At 43.1% G+C, this 15,511-nt stretch carries 16 protein-coding genes; 7 read left to right on the forward strand and 9 right to left on the reverse strand.

Annotated elements, in window-relative coordinates; all coding sequences use genetic code 11:
- Positions 1-110: 110 nt before the first annotated feature.
- Together EPB74_RS04165 and rpsU are read right to left on the reverse strand one after the other, a co-directional pair.
- Positions 111-560: a GatB/YqeY domain-containing protein gene (locus EPB74_RS04165; RefSeq protein WP_274902939.1), complete on the reverse strand. Its 450-nt coding sequence runs from the start codon at positions 558-560 to the stop codon at positions 111-113.
- Positions 561-785: 225 nt separating this feature from the next.
- The gene (gene rpsU, locus EPB74_RS04170; RefSeq protein WP_079690742.1) at positions 786-1,001 is read right to left on the reverse strand and encodes a 30S ribosomal protein S21; all 216 of its coding nucleotides are present in this window, start codon (positions 999-1,001) and stop codon (positions 786-788) included.
- A gap of 428 nt (positions 1,002-1,429) precedes the next feature.
- Here rpsU and EPB74_RS04175 point away from each other — a divergent pair, with 428 nt between their 5' ends.
- The 4 genes from EPB74_RS04175 (at position 1,430) to EPB74_RS04190 (ending at position 4,133) form a co-directional block, all read left to right on the forward strand.
- Entirely contained in the window at positions 1,430-1,843 is a 414-nt protein-coding gene (locus tag EPB74_RS04175) for a hypothetical protein (RefSeq protein WP_274902940.1), read from the forward strand.
- A 117-nt stretch (positions 1,844-1,960) separates the two neighbouring features.
- The gene (locus EPB74_RS04180) at positions 1,961-2,485 is read left to right on the forward strand and encodes a c-type cytochrome (RefSeq protein ID WP_274902942.1); all 525 of its coding nucleotides are present in this window, start codon (positions 1,961-1,963) and stop codon (positions 2,483-2,485) included.
- A 162-nt stretch (positions 2,486-2,647) separates the two neighbouring features.
- Positions 2,648-3,697: a tRNA (adenosine(37)-N6)-threonylcarbamoyltransferase complex transferase subunit TsaD gene (tsaD, locus tag EPB74_RS04185; protein ID WP_274902943.1), complete on the forward strand. Its 1,050-nt coding sequence runs from the start codon at positions 2,648-2,650 to the stop codon at positions 3,695-3,697.
- A 64-nt stretch (positions 3,698-3,761) separates the two neighbouring features.
- A complete protein-coding gene (locus EPB74_RS04190; RefSeq protein WP_079690745.1) occupies positions 3,762-4,133 on the forward strand; it encodes a CrcB family protein in 372 nt (123 codons plus the stop codon).
- A 27-nt stretch (positions 4,134-4,160) separates the two neighbouring features.
- Here the strand turns inward: EPB74_RS04190 and EPB74_RS04195 are convergent, their stop codons facing one another.
- From EPB74_RS04195 to potA, 4 genes are all read right to left on the reverse strand, one after another.
- Positions 4,161-5,051 (reverse strand): LysR family transcriptional regulator, encoded by an 891-nt coding sequence (locus tag EPB74_RS04195; protein WP_274902944.1) that lies wholly within the window; start codon positions 5,049-5,051, stop codon positions 4,161-4,163.
- A 110-nt stretch (positions 5,052-5,161) separates the two neighbouring features.
- Positions 5,162-6,001, reverse strand: coding sequence for a spermidine/putrescine ABC transporter permease PotC (gene potC / locus EPB74_RS04200; protein WP_274902945.1), 840 nt, complete (start codon positions 5,999-6,001; stop codon positions 5,162-5,164).
- On the reverse strand, positions 6,001-6,879 hold the full coding sequence (potB, locus tag EPB74_RS04205; protein ID WP_274902947.1) for a spermidine/putrescine ABC transporter permease PotB: 879 nt from the start codon (positions 6,877-6,879) through the stop codon (positions 6,001-6,003). Before potB ends, potC begins: the two co-directional genes overlap by 1 nt.
- Positions 6,879-8,141, reverse strand: a complete 1,263-nt coding sequence (gene potA / locus EPB74_RS04210; RefSeq protein WP_274902948.1) for a spermidine/putrescine ABC transporter ATP-binding protein PotA — start codon at positions 8,139-8,141, stop codon at positions 6,879-6,881. Before potA ends, potB begins: the two co-directional genes overlap by 1 nt.
- Positions 8,142-8,616: 475 nt before the next feature.
- Here potA and EPB74_RS04215 point away from each other — a divergent pair, with 475 nt between their 5' ends.
- Both EPB74_RS04215 and gloA read left to right on the forward strand, forming a co-directional pair.
- Positions 8,617-9,255, forward strand: a complete 639-nt coding sequence (locus EPB74_RS04215; protein WP_079690750.1) for a carbonic anhydrase — start codon at positions 8,617-8,619, stop codon at positions 9,253-9,255.
- A gap of 112 nt (positions 9,256-9,367) precedes the next feature.
- Positions 9,368-9,937, forward strand: a complete 570-nt coding sequence (gene gloA / locus EPB74_RS04220; protein ID WP_274902949.1) for a lactoylglutathione lyase — start codon at positions 9,368-9,370, stop codon at positions 9,935-9,937.
- A 97-nt stretch (positions 9,938-10,034) separates the two neighbouring features.
- Here the strand turns inward: gloA and EPB74_RS04225 are convergent, their stop codons facing one another.
- From EPB74_RS04225 to ribA, 3 genes are all read right to left on the reverse strand, one after another.
- Positions 10,035-10,508, reverse strand: a complete 474-nt coding sequence (locus tag EPB74_RS04225; RefSeq protein ID WP_089554841.1) for a c-type cytochrome — start codon at positions 10,506-10,508, stop codon at positions 10,035-10,037.
- 481 nt (positions 10,509-10,989) lie between these two features.
- Positions 10,990-12,000, reverse strand: coding sequence for an oxygen-dependent coproporphyrinogen oxidase (gene hemF, locus EPB74_RS04230; protein ID WP_274902951.1), 1,011 nt, complete (start codon positions 11,998-12,000; stop codon positions 10,990-10,992).
- Positions 12,001-12,018: 18 nt separating this feature from the next.
- Positions 12,019-12,711, reverse strand: a complete 693-nt coding sequence (ribA, locus tag EPB74_RS04235) for a GTP cyclohydrolase II (RefSeq protein WP_079690753.1) — start codon at positions 12,709-12,711, stop codon at positions 12,019-12,021.
- A gap of 489 nt (positions 12,712-13,200) precedes the next feature.
- Here ribA and dxs point away from each other — a divergent pair, with 489 nt between their 5' ends.
- A complete protein-coding gene (gene dxs / locus EPB74_RS04240; RefSeq protein ID WP_274902953.1) occupies positions 13,201-15,249 on the forward strand; it encodes a 1-deoxy-D-xylulose-5-phosphate synthase in 2,049 nt (682 codons plus the stop codon).
- The last annotated feature ends 262 nt before the right edge of the window (positions 15,250-15,511 follow it).

Below are 15,511 nucleotides of genomic sequence, written 5' to 3' on the forward strand. Positions count from 1 at the left end.
GTAGAGCTTGAGGTTCATGCAAGGTTTTATAATAGAATTGCTTGATGGTAGCTATTGATCACTGATTTTAATAAAAACTAGCTTCTATTTTACCAATCTTGCAGTCTCTACTAGCCTTGCAATGCATCTTTGATCAGTTTTGAGATTAAGGCAGGGTCAGCACGACCCGCGGTTTTAGTTTTCAGTACACCCATCACGCTACCCATATCGCGCATCGATGTTGCGCCTTGTTCAGCGATTTCTGCATTGACCAAAGCGGCAAGTTCGGTATCATCCATTTGTTTTGGCATATATTCATTGATAATATCAATCTCAAATTGCTCTTTGGTCGCCAAATCGTCGCGACCGTTTTCGGTAAAAATAGTCAGTGACTCATGACGCTGTTTGAGCTGTTTTTGTAATATCTCCAATACTTCGGCATCATCAAGCTCTGTTTGACGGTCAATTTCAATCTGTTTGATCACCGCTTGTACGTTACGTAGTACTTTGACCCGTTCAATCTCACGTGCTTTCATAGAGACGATGATGGTGTCAGTTAAGGTCTGTTTAAGTTGGCTCACTGTTATTATTCCTTATGAGTATTAATAAAATATTTACGTAAAATTTGGCTGCTATTTTTTAGCTTGGTAATAACGTTGCAATAAGTAATAGCCTTGCAATAAAAATTGTCATAAAAAAAGCTGTCAGCAGTAATAATAAAAATTGTAGCATAAAAAACGCCACTGATATCATTGGATAACAGTGGCGTTAGTGTAGCGCTGGTACTTAGCTAATCGAATAATCGATTAGTACATACGAGTGGTACGAATAGTTTCGCGTTGTAATTTCTTTTTATAACGCTTTACGGCAGCAGCTGCTTTGCGCTTGCGTACTTGCGTTGGTTTTTCATAAAACTCACGCTTACGTACGTCTGATAATACGCCAGCTTTTTCACAAGCACGTTTGAAACGACGGATAGCGATGTCAACTGGTTCGTTTTCTTTAACCTTAACTGCAGGCATGAAGACTCCTTGATTAGGATGAGATATAAGGGCATTAGTTTGGCTGTGTATTAGTATTTAGCCGTAATATCTCAACATTACCGGCATCAGCTCAAACTAGGATAGTCTTGCGCAATAGCACAAGGGCGCTTATTTTAATAAAAAATAGCAGCAAAGTCAAAGGCTTTAGCGTATCTATCTTTAAATAGCAGCAAATAACAGTGAATGATAGCTTACTCAGCAGTTTAAATTTAGCTAGGTATTGTTTTAAGCAGAAGTGTTATTATTTTTAATAATCTTTTAACAAATAATTAATAAATCATGGACAAAACGCCTGTTTGGTAATAACAGCTTATATAAAGTCTATGATATGATGAGTTTAGTTTACTGCTTGATATTACAGCAAGACTCTACAACCTTTTTATACCAGTCATATTGAGGATTTTTGAATGAAAAGCGGCATGAAAAAAACAGCGATAAATACAGCATTATGGACAACATTGGTTCTCACTATGGGCGTAAGTTTAAGTGCTTGTAGCAGTGAAAAAGAAGAAGCTGGCGCAAAGTCAGGCGAAGTTTTGGCAATAGATCGAGTCGATGATGCAGCAGCGCTTGCCCGCACAAATGCCCCTAAAGCAGAAAATATGGATTTTCCAGAAACTGCGCCCATGCCGGCTGCTGATGTTGCAGCAGATGCGGCGGCTACTGCTACTGCGAGTACGGAAGGAGACGCAGCGGTTGCTGATACGTCAGCTACTACTGCTACCGACAGCGCGGGTACAGAGGTTGCTGTAGCGGATAGTGCGGATATGCCAGCTGCTGATGCGACTACTACTTCCGAAGCTGAACCAGCGACCAATTAATAGCGGTGAATAAGTAGAAGCACTTAGTAATATCACTTAATAGGTAATAGCGCTCAATGACTAGCGTGAATCAGCATTGAGTTTTGTCACTAACAATCCATAGATGAAGGAATAACTATGACTATTAAACAAAATACGATGAACAAAAAATCAGCTGTTAAATTGGCACTGTCAGGCATAAGTCTTAGTGCGTTGTTAGCACTTAGTGCGTGTAGTGGCGGTGATAATACCGCTGCTGATGAGCCTGCTGCTGTCAATGAAACTGAGACGGTGGTCGTAGAGCCAGAAACACCGGTTGCAGAACCTGAAGTGGTTACTCCTGAGCCTATGGTTGAGCCTGAGCCTGCTGAAGTGACGGTAGTAGAAACTGAAGAAGCTGCTGCTGAGCCTGTAGTCTTAGCGGCTGACACTGGTGCTAAACTGTATGAAAAACAGTGCAAGGTCTGCCATGAAAATGGTTTATTAGCAGCACCGAAATTCGGTAATAAAACAGATTGGGCACCACACCTTGTCAAAGACATAGATACGCTACGTATGCATTCTGCGAAAGGCTTCAACAAAATGCCAGCGCAAGCTAACGCTGAAGTGAGTGAAGCTGAAGTTCATGCGGCCGTTGATTATATGGTAGCTGCTGTTAGCTAATATTAATTGTTGAAATTTGATAGAATAACCGCCATTGTACGCTAACAGTGGCGGTTTTTTTGTGACTGCTAAACCCTTACTGTTTTTAAGTTTTAAGATAAGAAAAAATTAAGTTGAGCAAAGTAACGTAATTGAGCAAAGCAACGTAATAAAGGCAAAGACATGAAAGTATTGGGTTTAGAGACCTCTTGCGATGAGACCGGTCTGGCGATTTTCGATAGTGAGCAGATACATAGCGAGAATAAAGGTCTGCTGGGGCAAGTGCTGTATTCACAAATAGAGCTACATGCACTCTATGGTGGCGTCGTGCCTGAGCTTGCCAGCCGCGACCATATTCGTAAGCTAGTGCCTTTATTTAATGAGCTATTAGAGCAGTGCGATATTACTAAAGATGACATTGATGCCATCGCTTATACCAAAGGTCCAGGGCTCATCGGTGCCTTGATGACGGGTGCCTTATTTGGTCGCAGTTTGGCATATGGCTTAGATATTCCAGCTATTGGTGTCCATCATATGGAAGGGCATTTGCTAGCACCGCTGATGGGGGCAAATCCACCCGCGTTTCCGTTCGTGTCGCTACTGGTTTCAGGTGGTCATACCTTGTTGATTGCCGCTCATGGCATTGGTCAATATGAAATACTGGGCGAATCAATCGACGATGCGGCAGGTGAGTGCTTTGATAAAGCAGCTAAAATGCTGAGCCTAGAGTACCCCGGTGGTCCTAATATTGCTAAACTAGCTGAAACGGGAAATCCTAATGCTTACAGTCTACCAAGACCGATGTTACACCGCGGTTTGGACTTTTCTTTTAGCGGTATGAAAACGGCTGTACACAACCTTATTAAAGATACGGATGGTTCTGGGATAGGTTCTGATAGTGACCCACAAGTCCGTGCTGATATCGCTGCCAGCTTTCAACATGCAGTCGTTGATACACTGGTGAAGAAATGTGTTAAAGCACTTAAGCAAGCAGAGATGAGTCGGTTAGTCATTGCCGGCGGAGTCAGTGCCAACAGCCATTTGCGTGAAACTTTAGAGACCGAACTGGCTAAAATAAACGCAACTGTGCATTATGCGCCGCCAGCCTTATGTACCGATAATGGCGCGATGATTGCTTATGCTGGTTATGAGCGCCTGCAAGCTGGGCAGTTTGATGATTTAGCCGTCAGCTGCGTTCCACGTTGGCCGATGACCGAATTGCCTGCGCTGTAATTGCCAGCAGTATGGTTTTTTTGCTTATTAAAATGGCATTCATTAAGAAAAGAAGGATTACATCATGCAGTGGCTCGCTATCGGTTTAGGGGCAGCAATCGGCGCATGCTTAAGAGGATGGCTAGCGCGCTTTAACCCGCTACATAGCTGGATACCACTCGGTACACTCGGCGCTAATGTCTTAGGTGGGCTACTTATTGGGCTGGCGTTAGTCTGGTTTGAACGGGTCGGTAGCGGATTGTCTGACAATGTTAGATTATTTGTTATCACCGGTTTTTTGGGCGGACTGACCACTTTTAGTACTTTTAGCGCTGAGGTATTTACTTTTATTAGTGAGGGTCGATTGTTAGCAGGTTTGGGGTTGATAGGGTTGCATGTAGGATTAACTCTATTAGCAACCGCGCTTGGGTTTTATTTCTTTAAGTTTATTTTATAGGCGTAAAGCTATGGTTTCTTAATAAAGCTAAAGCGGTTTTACTATCCCTTCTAATAAACTGGCAAACCCTTGCATATAAGCGGTATCCTGACTTGATGTGCGCGTTGCTGCATACAGCTGACAATAAACGCCATTACCCAATGGGCGCGACACCACCCAGCCTTTTTTCTCGTATTCGGCAACGACCCAATCGGGTAGCGCCGCCACACCGCGTTCGCTGGCCACTAGTTGTATTAGCATGGCGGTCAGCTCAGTGGTGCGAATATTTTTAAAACTGACCTGCTCTGGGGTCATAAAATTCGCAATAATATCGAGGCGCTTAGCTTCTACCGGATAAGCAATCAAGGTTTCTTCGATTAAATCGTTTGGACGAATGAAATGTTGTTCTGCCAAATCATGGGTAGGCGACAGCACCAAACGGCTCTCGTACTCAAACAATGGCTGATAGCTAATGCCTTCTATCGGCAAATTGCTGGTCGTAATCAGCAAATCGATATCACCTTCCATTAATAAATGATGAGGCTCAGGTTCAAAACCCGTGGCAAAATCCAGCTCAACATCTGACCATTCACGGCGATACTGATTCAGTATCGGCATCAACCAATCAAAGCAGCTATGACATTCAGAAGCCAAGCGCAGCCTGCCTGCTTGACCGTGAGCTAAACGCTTGAGGTTGGCTTTGGTGCGGGTGACTTGCGGCATGATGCTGTCGGCAAGCGCCAATACCGTTTTGCCAGCTGGCGTAAAGGTAAGGGGTCGCGTTCGGCGATTAACCAAACTGATATCGTAGTAATTCTCTAGCTCTTTTAACTGATGCGAGACGGCAGAGGCAGTGACATGCAGCTCATCGGCAGCAGCGGCCAATGAACCATGTGCGCGTAGCGCAGTTAGCGTATTAAGATGACGAAGCTCTAACATAAAATAATCTAACCACCGAAGTTAAAGGAATAAGAAATACTGAGTTGGATAAGTGATTAAAAAACGCTCATTGTTACTTTATTTACTTTAAGAATATTTTTTAATTAAAATTAACGTCGACGTAGCAATAACTGGGAGATGACTACCAAAATTAGTGAAGCAACTAGCAATATCGTACCAATGGCATTGACCTCAGGTTTGAGACCCACACGCACCATTGAATAGATACGTAGCGGCAAAATCTCATAGCTAGGACCGGTCACAAAGGTCGATACCACCACATCATCTAGCGATAAGGTAAAGGCGAGCAGCCAACCTGCCATCACTGCTGGAAAGATAACAGGAATTAATACCGTACGCACCATCGTTGATTCACTTGCACCCAAGTCTCTTGCCGCTTCCATCAGCCGCTCATCCAAGCTACTTAAGCGTGCAAAGACAGTAATAACCACAAAGGGTAGGCAAAAAGTAATGTGAGCTAGTAACAGCGATACAAAACCCAGCTGCAGTCCAATTAATAAAAATAGCGCCAGTAGCGATATTGCCAAGACAATCTCAGGCGACATCATCAGCACAAATAATAAGCCATTTAACAGACCTTTACCGCGAAAATTATAGCGATGTAAAGCAAGCGCTGTCAGTGTGCCGATGATCGTTGATACCGTGGCTGCAACCAAACCTAAGACAATAGAATGCCAAAAGGCATCAAGCATTGCTTGGTTGTTAAATAAGGATTCATACCACTTTAAACTAAAGCCGCCCCAGTTATAACCAACTTTTGATTTATTAAAGGACATCACCACCAAAACAAGGATGGGTAGATATAACATGGCATAAATCAAACCAAGATAGCCTTTGGCGGCGATACTGCCGATGCTGGGTGGTTTGATAGAGCGTTTCTTTTTAGTCGATGCATTATTCGGTGAGCGACTCAGTGAGTTATGAGACATTAGGCCACCTCATTAAAATCAGTCTTGCCAATGCGGCGGCTACTAGCGCGGTAGGCGAGTAGTAATACTGCCATCGCCAGTGTCAATAACACGCTAGCTGCAGCACCAAACGGCCAATCACGCGCATCTAAAAACTGGTTTTTGATAATATTACCAACCAATAAGTTGCGTGAACCGCCTAAAATATCTGCCACGTAAAACATACCCATCGCTGGTAGTAGTACCAAAAGCACCCCTGATATAACCCCAGGAGTGGTTAATGGCAGTACCACATGCCAAAAGGTTTGTCTTTTTGAAGCACCCAAATCCTGTGAGGCGAGCAGCATATCATCGCGTAAGTCGCTAAAGACTGCATACAGTGGCAGTACCATAAACGGAAAGAGTAAATAGGTTAGACCTGCAACTACCGCCGCTTGTGTATATAAAATATCAATAGGGGTATCAATAACACCTATCGCGAGTAACGATTTATTGATCAAGCCATTATTAGCAAATAATAACTTCAGCGCGTAAGTTCGCACCAAAGAGTTGGTCCAAAATGGCAATATGAGCAGTAGCATCAATAAGGGCTGCCAACGCCTGCTGACTCGAGAGACAAGCCAGGCAAAGGGGTAGCCCAATAATAAGCAAATGATCGTGGTAATTCCTGCCATCCATAATGAATGTACAAAGACATCAAAATAGAGGGGATCAATCATGCGCACATAGCTATCAATGCTGACAGGCAGGCTAATAAAAGCCGTACTGTCACGCGTTAAAAAGCTGACCGCAATCACCAGTATATTGGGCAAGAGCGCAAAAATGAGTAGCCAGCCCCAAATAAGCCACAGCGTTGCCGTACGAAAAGGACTTTTATTGCTTATGCCAGTACCTGCCATTAGCTGATATCCTTTCTGGCAGCTAAATTGCCAGATTGATGATTTACCTCGTTATCAAGCGTATCGTCTTCTGGCAAAACCCATTCCCAGCCATCAACCCAGGACACTTTTACGCCCTCATTGAGCTTATAGTCAAAACTTGGATCGTCCTCATCGAAGAATTCAGAGGCTTTAATAATATGACCATTGGCCAGTTCAATAATCGAATCTAAGGTACTGCCTTTATAGTTACTTTCGATAACGCGGCCCAGTAATCCGCCATGTTCTTTATCGTTCGGATCATAAATCCGTAAATCCTCAGGTCGTAGCAATAAATTCACCATATCGCCGACTTGGACATCATTGGCAAAGTTAGGACGGCGCAAATTCCGCAAAGTGGTCGGACCCTCTTGCATTTGCGCCTCGCAAACTTCGACTTCGATACGGCCATTGGTCACTTGGCCATCACGGTCTGGCTGCTCAGGGTAGACGCCCTTAACTTCGGCCTTAAATAAATTGGTCTCACCGATAAATTTGGCCGTAAATAAATTGGCAGGAGTTTCATATATCTCAATAGGGGTGCCAATTTGCTGAAATTTTCCGTCTTTCATTACCGCGATACGGTCAGACATCGACAATGCTTCTTCTTGATCGTGAGTGACAAAGACAAAGGTAATACCCAGCTCACGTTGCAAGCGTTTAAGCTCCGACTGCATTTGCAGGCGCAGCTTATGATCGAGCGCCGATAACGGCTCATCGAGCAATAATAATTTAGGACGATTAATGACTGCCCGCGCAATCGCAACGCGCTGCTGCTGACCACCAGACAAATCCTGCGGTCTGCGATTGGCAAGGTGCTCAAGTTGTACCATGGCCAGCATTTCGCGCACCCGCGTTTGAATCTCATCTTTAGGGACTTTTTTAAGCTTAAGACCGTAAGCCACATTTTGCGCGACTGTCATATGTGGAAATAGTGCATATTGTTGAAACACAGTATTGACCGGACGCTTATCCGCTGGCAAGCCTGCCATCTGTAAGCCATCTAAATAAATCGCCCCTGCATTTGGCTGCTCAAAACCGGCAATCAATCGCAACAAGGTTGTTTTTCCGCAGCCTGATGGACCAAGCAGCGTTATAAACTCACCATGCTTAATGTCGAGATTGATATCTTTTAGGACTTCCGTTTGATCATAGGTTTTTTTTAGACCAGTCAGTTGCAGCAAAACCTTGTCAGCGTTGGGTGACGCAGGAATGGTCTGCGTATATAAACTTGATTCGGTCATAAAGTTTTTTCCTAAGCATCCAATAGGTCAGTACTGCTATTTATCTAGGACGCTGTAGTTAAGGTGGTTTGATGTGGGTGTGAGTAAGCGATGGGTATCGATATAGTCTGGTTGCTGTGTATTATAACAAACCCTTGATATAAATTAATGCAAGTTCGTTATCGGTTAGTTGGGTTATGTCGTCATCACAGTAAAAGGCACTCTGATAGGCTTTGATGCCTTTATTTTTACGTTTTACTTATGTCTTTATAAGTTGTCTGCTGCTGGTTTTTGCAAGTCTAAATAGGTCTGTCTTAATATAGTGATATTGAAATAAATTTTTTTACCATGTTTTTTGCCTTATTCCTATACAATCATTTTGTGTATGATAAATACAATGCTATTTGCGATAGCAAAACCTTAGCTACACTATTTTGAAAAAGATAACGCTAGAGCAATTTATAATTTTAACTATTTTAATCATCAAGGATGTCTTATGCCTAACGATACACGCCCAAAAACAGGTCAAGAAGCACTGGCGCTTCTCAAACAAGGCAATGTGCGTTACATTGATAGTTTGACAAGCACTGATCCCTGCATGCAAAAGCGCCCAGAACTCATCAGTGATCAAGACCCTATTGCCATTATTTTGGGTTGTTCAGACGCACGAGTCCCCGTTGAGATTGTGTTTGATCAAGGATTGGGTGATTTGTTTGTTATCCGTGTGGCGGGCAATGTGGTTGCGCCCTCGCAAATTGGTTCGGTTGAGTTTGCCGCCGAAAAGTTCGGTACTAAGCTGGTCGTGGTACTTGGGCATTCGCATTGCGGCGCTGTCACCGCTTGCGTAGAGGCGCTTATTAATCCTGAGCAAAATTATTCTCCCAACTTACAATCAATCGTTGATCGTATCCGTCCAAGCGTTTATAACCTGCATGAGCTTGCGACTGCCAACGGTCAAGATGTGGATGCTGATGAGCTGGTTGATCGCTCAATACGTGCCAATGTGCGCATGTCGGTCAGCCAACTGAAACATGGTTCGCGTGCCTTAGAAGACTTAACTAGCAGTGGTCAGTTGCTTGTCGTTGGTGCTGAATACAACTTAGAAACGGGAAAGGTAAGGTTTTTAGATGCGTAATAGACGTTTATAATAAATATCTATGCTTAGATGTTTATCACGATTGATGCACGTCAAAAGCTAGACCGTATCGACTGTTAATGATTAAAATAATTTAAACATTGGAGTAACTATGACTAATTCTGCTACTTTTAATAATGACCAATTATCGCTAGCCCAGCCTGAGAGCAGCGTAAAAGCCGAGGGCGTTCAGCCTATCTCGGCACAGACGTCAGGCTATACGTTTAACCATACGATGCTGCGCGTTAAAGACCCTGCTAAGTCATTGGAGTTTTATACTGGTGTCTTAGGAATGACATTGCTGGCGGTAAAAAAATTCCCTGCGATGGGTTTTGATTTGTACTTTTTAGCCAAGCTTACCGAAAGCGAGCGTGAAAATTTGCCATCAGGTGATGATTTAGAGATTTTTGCGTTCAGACAGCGTGGAATTTTGGAATTAACCCATAACTATGGCACTGAGACACAAGCGGACTTTAGCTATCATGATGGCAACCAAGAGCCACAAGGCTTTGGTCATATCTGCTTTAGTGTGCCTAACCTTGATGATGCGATAGCTTGGTTTGATAAAAATAATGTTGAATTCAAAAAACGTCCGGATGAAGGCAGCATGAAGCATATCGCTTTCATCAAAGACGTCGATGGCTACTGGATTGAAATCGTACAAGCAGATTTGATGGGTTAAATGATTCATAAATCAAATGACTCGTAAATTAAGCGATTAAAAAAGCCACCTGATCTTTTGCTCAGGTGGCTTTTTTGTACTGCTACAGACGCATTACTTAGTCGTCTTTCTTGACTTGAAAGTCTGTATGGCATGATTTACAGCTGTCACCAACAGGTTTAAAAGCTGGCATCACCTCATCAATGCTGGTCGCTGACTGTGCAGCAGTAGCCAGCTCAGCAGTTACTTTTTGAAAATTCTCTGCTTCTGCTTTAAAACCATCAGCATTTGACCATACTGCATCTTTAGCACCACCCACTGCTTCCGGATTATTAAAATGGTTCCAAGGTTTTTTAGACTCTTCTGCTAAAAATGTTGCTTGCTCTTTAAATACTTCTGCATCAAAGGTATCAGGCTCTTTTGCCATACCACCCATCACTTTCATTGAATCGCCAAAGTTTTTCATGATGTCTTGACGGGCTTTGACGTCAGGGTCAACTGGTGTACTACACGCTGTTAGACCTAAAGTTGCTGCCATCAGTGTGATACCGAAGATTGATTTTAATAGTTTATGATTAATTACTTGAGTCATGTGTATTGATCCTTTATACGTAGATAATAAAAAGGTGGCGTAGCATATACATGCTCGTCACCTAAATTGGCTTGCTGCTATTAAATTTTTTTATATGATATTTTTAATATCTGCTTTATTAATATATTCTTTATTAATATCCTAAAATACAGTTTTTCACGATGCTGGAAATACTTACTATCCTATATTAAACAGCAAGAGGCTTAAGTAGCATAGGGCGATAGCGTGATTTTTTGTAAAATAGATTAAATTGTCTTATAAATTAGCTTTAAATAATGACCAGTACTTGTTTTGAATAACAGCTTACTTAAATAGTAAAGGTCAGCATGGATAGCTGACCTTTATAACTACTGTGATAAGTAACTAATATGACAAGCAATGACTATCTATAAGCTTTTTTAACCGATATAAATAAGCAGTTGATAAGTGTTTATTATGCAAGCACTTGTACACCGTCTGTTGGTTATTATGCCAATTTCGACTATAAAGTCAACCAATCGCGCGGTTTTAGATAGAAATCAGTCAATTCAAACTCAGACGATCCTTTGACAGGCTCAAAGCGATAATGCCAGCTTGCAAGCGGTGGCATACTGACTAAGATAGATTCGATACGCCCGTTGCTTTGTAAACCAAACAGCGTACCGCGGTCATAAACGAGATTATATTCGACATAGCGTCCGCGACGATATAGCTGAAATTCACGCTGTGCTTCGGTATATGGTGTTTCTTTATTTGCCTGAAAGATGGGTAAGATACCCTCAAGGTAGCCATTACCGACGGCTTGCATGAATTTAAAACAAGTCTCAAAATCCCAGCCACGACTCTCAACGTTGACATCATCATAAAACAAGCCGCCGATACCGCGCTGCTCATCGCGGTGACGTAGATGGAAATATTCATCACACCATTGCTTAAAATCAGGATAAACGCTATCACCAAATGGGGCGCAGAGATCGTGACAGACTTGATGCCAATGTACGCAGTCAGCAAGGACTGGATAAAACGGAGTCAAATCAAAACCGCCACCAAACCACCAAATCGGCTCTTCGCCTTCTGCTTCGGCAATAAACAAACGCACATTAGCATGGCTAGTAGGGACATTGGGGTTTCTGGGGTGAACGACCAGCGATACACCCATCGCTTGAGCTTTACGACCAGCAATATCAGGATGGCGCGCGGTTGCTGAAGCAGGCAAGTTATGGACATGAATATGGCTAAACATAACACCAGCTTTTTCAATAACTTCGCCATCTGCTAACACACACGAGCGACCACCACCGCCTTCAGGGCGCTCCCAATCGTCAGGAACAAAGGTTGCTGGTTGATTGTTATCAGTGCTGCCGTCACGCTCTTGTGCCTCTAACGCTTGACAGATACGTGCTTGCAAATCCACCAAAAACTCACGCACGCGCATGATATCGTTATTGCTCGGCGTCACTGCTGAGGCTATTATTGAAAGCTCTGTATCATTGTTCATATTTGGAGTATTCATAAAATATCTAATTATTTACTATTTATTAAGGTGTAAGGCGGTATTGAATTCTTTATCAAACAGATGTCCCATTCGATCGCGCTTGGTCGCTAGATATTCAGCATTCATATCGTTAACCCCAACGACTAACGGCACCCGTTCAACGACATCAATTCCATGCTCCGTTAAGTAAGCAACTTTATCAGGATTATTGGTGATAAGGCGTACAGCATCAACGCCGACATGGGCAAGCATGGGTCCGCACATATCATAAATGCGCGCATCGGCCGGTAAACCTAACATGAGATTGGCATCTAACGTATCGTGTCCCTGATCTTGCAGGGCATAAGCGCGAATTTTATTGGTCAGACCAATACCTCGACCTTCTTGGCGCAAATATAAGATAGCGCCGCAGCCCATCTCTTGTATCGCCTGCATAGCAGTATTCAGCTGTGGACCGCAATCACACTTCAAGGAGCTAAAAGCATCACCGGTCAAGCACTCAGAATGAATACGTATCAGTGGAACAGGTCGCTCTGATAATGTCGCATTTTTTTGATTTAATACTGCATCATGTGGGTGTGAAGTGTCGATAATATTCGTGTCATTGACCACAGAGAGACCAACGGTGAGCATCACGTGCTCTTGACCAGCATCGTTTTCAAAGATATGAATATCAAACTCGCCGTGACGAGTAGGCAGCTTGGCGCTAGTGATAAATTGATATGACATTAATGTCCTGCATAAGCCGATCATCGTGGCGGTATTTTAGTATGGATTTTTTATAAAAATAGCATGCTGATGGTGTTTATGATAAAAACACACAAAGTTCACAGACGACGCACGATGATTAAAGCGACAATTAAAAATAAATGCTATTATGCCATACTATTTTGACGGATACAGTGACAAGTCTTCGCCCTTACATTACTATGTCGTCACTAACGTCCGATATGACTGAAAAAAATAAGGCATAATAGTGTTTAGAACCGCGCTAAGCACGACAGCGTTAGCACTATTGTCTTATATTAAACAGCGTGTTTTTCGTTATCCGCAGCGATAAAAGCGGTATCAATAATTGTATAGCCGATGACATCAATGAGATCAATGATGGCGTCGCTATTATTAACGCCACTTAGAATATAGTCATGTTATTGTTATAAATATAGCTATATTCTAAGGTAGCATTTTGTCAGCAGATTGGTAGGTATCGTACGTTTTATGCAGCAGTCACCTTATTCCCCACAGTCTCAGTCATTATCTGCGTCAGCCATTGCTTCTGCTGTACCGCTATCAAACCTGCAACAGACTTATGCAGTGATTCCACGTGAGCGCCCACATACGCCACTGCTTGATACTGTAGATTTACCCGCTGATCTTAAAGCTTTTAGCACCGATCAGCTAATAACATTGGCTGATGAGCTACGGCTTTTTTTGTTGTATTCAGCGGGTCAAAGTGGCGGTCATTTCGGTGCCAACTTAGGCGTGATTGAGTTGACCGTGGCGCTGCATTATTTATTGGATACGCCGCAAGATCAGATTGTTTGGGATGTTGGTCATCAAGCGTATGCCCATAAAATACTGACGGGTCGCCGTGAGCAGTTAGGTACTATTCGTTCAAAAGATGGTTTGACGGCTTTTCCTGAACGTGCCGAATCTGTCTACGATACATTTGGGGTTGGGCATTCATCGACTTCCATCTCAGCAGGTCTAGGCATGAGCCTAGCGTTACGCTATCAAGGCCTTTCGCAAACGGTTGCTTGTATTATTGGCGATGGGGCGATGACAGGCGGCATGGCCTTTGAAGCCATGAATGATGCCGTGCAACAAGATGCTGATTTGATGGTGATTTTAAACGACAATGATATGTCGATATCGTGCTCTATTGGTGGGTTCTCACGTCATTTAGCGGTGTTATGGGAGTCAGGATATCAGGTTGATATCTCTGATACCGGCGAGCCGATATTATGTCAGCGCCCTGATATGCAAGCCTTTGATCGACGTAAGCGTCATAAAGAGCTGCGCGATGTACCGCAACTAGAGGACAATCTATTTAAAGCCATTGGCTTTGCTTATTTTGGTCCTTTTGATGGTCATAATATTCCTGAGCTGCTGCGCGTATTATCGATTGCAAAGCAATTAAAGGGTCCGGTTTTAGTGCACATTTATACCACTAAAGGCAAGGGCTTTGGACCAGCTGAACTTGATCCAGTAGGCTATCATGCCATCAGCAGATTGCCTATTGAGGATGATGCTAAAGCTGTGGAAGTCAGTGTAAACCCAAGTAAAGCCCTTTTAAAATACTCGCAAGTGTTTGGACAGTTCTTATGTGATAAAGCGGCAGATGACGATCAGCTACTCGCAATTACCCCAGCCATGGAAGAAGGGTCGGGGATGATTGAGTTTGCTCGTCAATTCCCAAAACGTTTTTTTGATGTTGCCATTGCTGAGCAACACGCAGTGACGCTGGCTGGCGGCATGGCTACCCAAGGCGTCAAGCCAATTGTCGCGATTTATTCGACTTTTTTGCAGCGCGGTTATGATCAGCTTATTCACGATATTGCTCTGCAAAACCTTGATGTGATGTTTGCGATTGATCGTGCTGGTTTGGTCGGTGAAGATGGCGCAACTCACGCTGGTGTATTCGATTTTGCCTTCTTACGTTGCGTTCCTAATATGCTGATTGCAGCACCAAAAGATGAAAACGAATGCTATCATTTGCTAAACACTTGTTATGAATATCAAGGCTGTACGGCAGTACGCTACCCACGCGGTGTAGGCACTGGAGCGACTATTACTCAGCCAGCACAAGTTTATAATATTGGTGAAGCGGTTGTAGAGTCGGTATTGGGTCAAGATGATGCGCCCAATAAATTGGCGTTATTAGCGTTTGGCACCATGGTTGCAACGGCTGAACAAGCAGCAGAAGTTATCACTTCTTATCCTTCATCAGCATCAAGCTGTCAGGTGCATGTGGTCAATATGCGTTGGGTGAAGCCTTTAGCTACTAAGCTATTAGAAAGTCTATTAGCACAAGGTATCACTCATATAGTTACTTTAGAAGAACATATGATTATGGGTGGCGCTGGCAGTGCAGTAAATGAGTATTTACTAAACGAATCTGCTGCTTTTAAAGTCAATCGTCCAACCATCTGTAATATAGGTATCCCTGATCGCTTTGTTGCGCATGGCTCTCAAGCGGAACAAATGGCTGATTGCGGTTTAGATGTAGAGGGCGTAGTCCAGCAGCTGCATAAGCTGTTGTGCTAAATACTGGGTTTAAGTTTTCATTTTAAAGAAGTATCTTACGTAACCGACCGCTGAATTATAAAAATAATAAGTGACTTAAGTAACAATAGTAACAATAGCTCGTAAAAAATTGATAAAATAGCGTAGTAAAAAATAAAGCATGTACTTTTGTACCAAAATATCGCCTGCTTGCCGTAGGTGTAAATTATTTGACAACTTGGGCGGTGCGACTGATAGCAACCATTAATTATGGTTTGTTAAGCGACTGTGGTTCTAAGCTGTG

Origin of the sequence: Psychrobacter sp. DAB_AL62B (genome assembly GCF_028895345.1) — a bacterium.
Taxonomy (GTDB): Bacteria; Pseudomonadota; Gammaproteobacteria; order Pseudomonadales; family Moraxellaceae; genus Psychrobacter.

Excerpts from the sequence above, each read along its gene's own strand:
- EPB74_RS04195 (WP_274902944.1), bottom strand. The coding sequence starts at position 5,051 with ATGTTAGAGCTTCGTCATCTTAATACGCTAACTGCGCTACGCGCACAT.
- EPB74_RS04190 (WP_079690745.1), top strand. The coding sequence starts at position 3,762 with ATGCAGTGGCTCGCTATCGGTTTAGGGGCAGCAATCGGCGCATGCTTA.
- dxs (WP_274902953.1), top strand. The coding sequence starts at position 13,201 with ATGCAGCAGTCACCTTATTCCCCACAGTCTCAGTCATTATCTGCGTCA.
- hemF (WP_274902951.1), bottom strand. The coding sequence starts at position 12,000 with ATGAATACTCCAAATATGAACAATGATACAGAGCTTTCAATAATAGCC.
- EPB74_RS04215 (WP_079690750.1), top strand. The coding sequence starts at position 8,617 with ATGCCTAACGATACACGCCCAAAAACAGGTCAAGAAGCACTGGCGCTT.
- potC (WP_274902945.1), bottom strand. The coding sequence starts at position 6,001 with ATGTCTCATAACTCACTGAGTCGCTCACCGAATAATGCATCGACTAAA.
- EPB74_RS04175 (WP_274902940.1), top strand. The coding sequence starts at position 1,430 with ATGAAAAGCGGCATGAAAAAAACAGCGATAAATACAGCATTATGGACA.
- potB (WP_274902947.1), bottom strand. The coding sequence starts at position 6,879 with ATGGCAGGTACTGGCATAAGCAATAAAAGTCCTTTTCGTACGGCAACG.
- gloA (WP_274902949.1), top strand. The coding sequence starts at position 9,368 with ATGACTAATTCTGCTACTTTTAATAATGACCAATTATCGCTAGCCCAG.
- EPB74_RS04180 (WP_274902942.1), top strand. The coding sequence starts at position 1,961 with ATGACTATTAAACAAAATACGATGAACAAAAAATCAGCTGTTAAATTG.
- potA (WP_274902948.1), bottom strand. The coding sequence starts at position 8,141 with ATGACCGAATCAAGTTTATATACGCAGACCATTCCTGCGTCACCCAAC.
- tsaD (WP_274902943.1), top strand. The coding sequence starts at position 2,648 with ATGAAAGTATTGGGTTTAGAGACCTCTTGCGATGAGACCGGTCTGGCG.
- EPB74_RS04225 (WP_089554841.1), bottom strand. The coding sequence starts at position 10,508 with ATGACTCAAGTAATTAATCATAAACTATTAAAATCAATCTTCGGTATC.
- rpsU (WP_079690742.1), bottom strand. The coding sequence starts at position 1,001 with ATGCCTGCAGTTAAGGTTAAAGAAAACGAACCAGTTGACATCGCTATC.
- ribA (WP_079690753.1), bottom strand. The coding sequence starts at position 12,711 with ATGTCATATCAATTTATCACTAGCGCCAAGCTGCCTACTCGTCACGGC.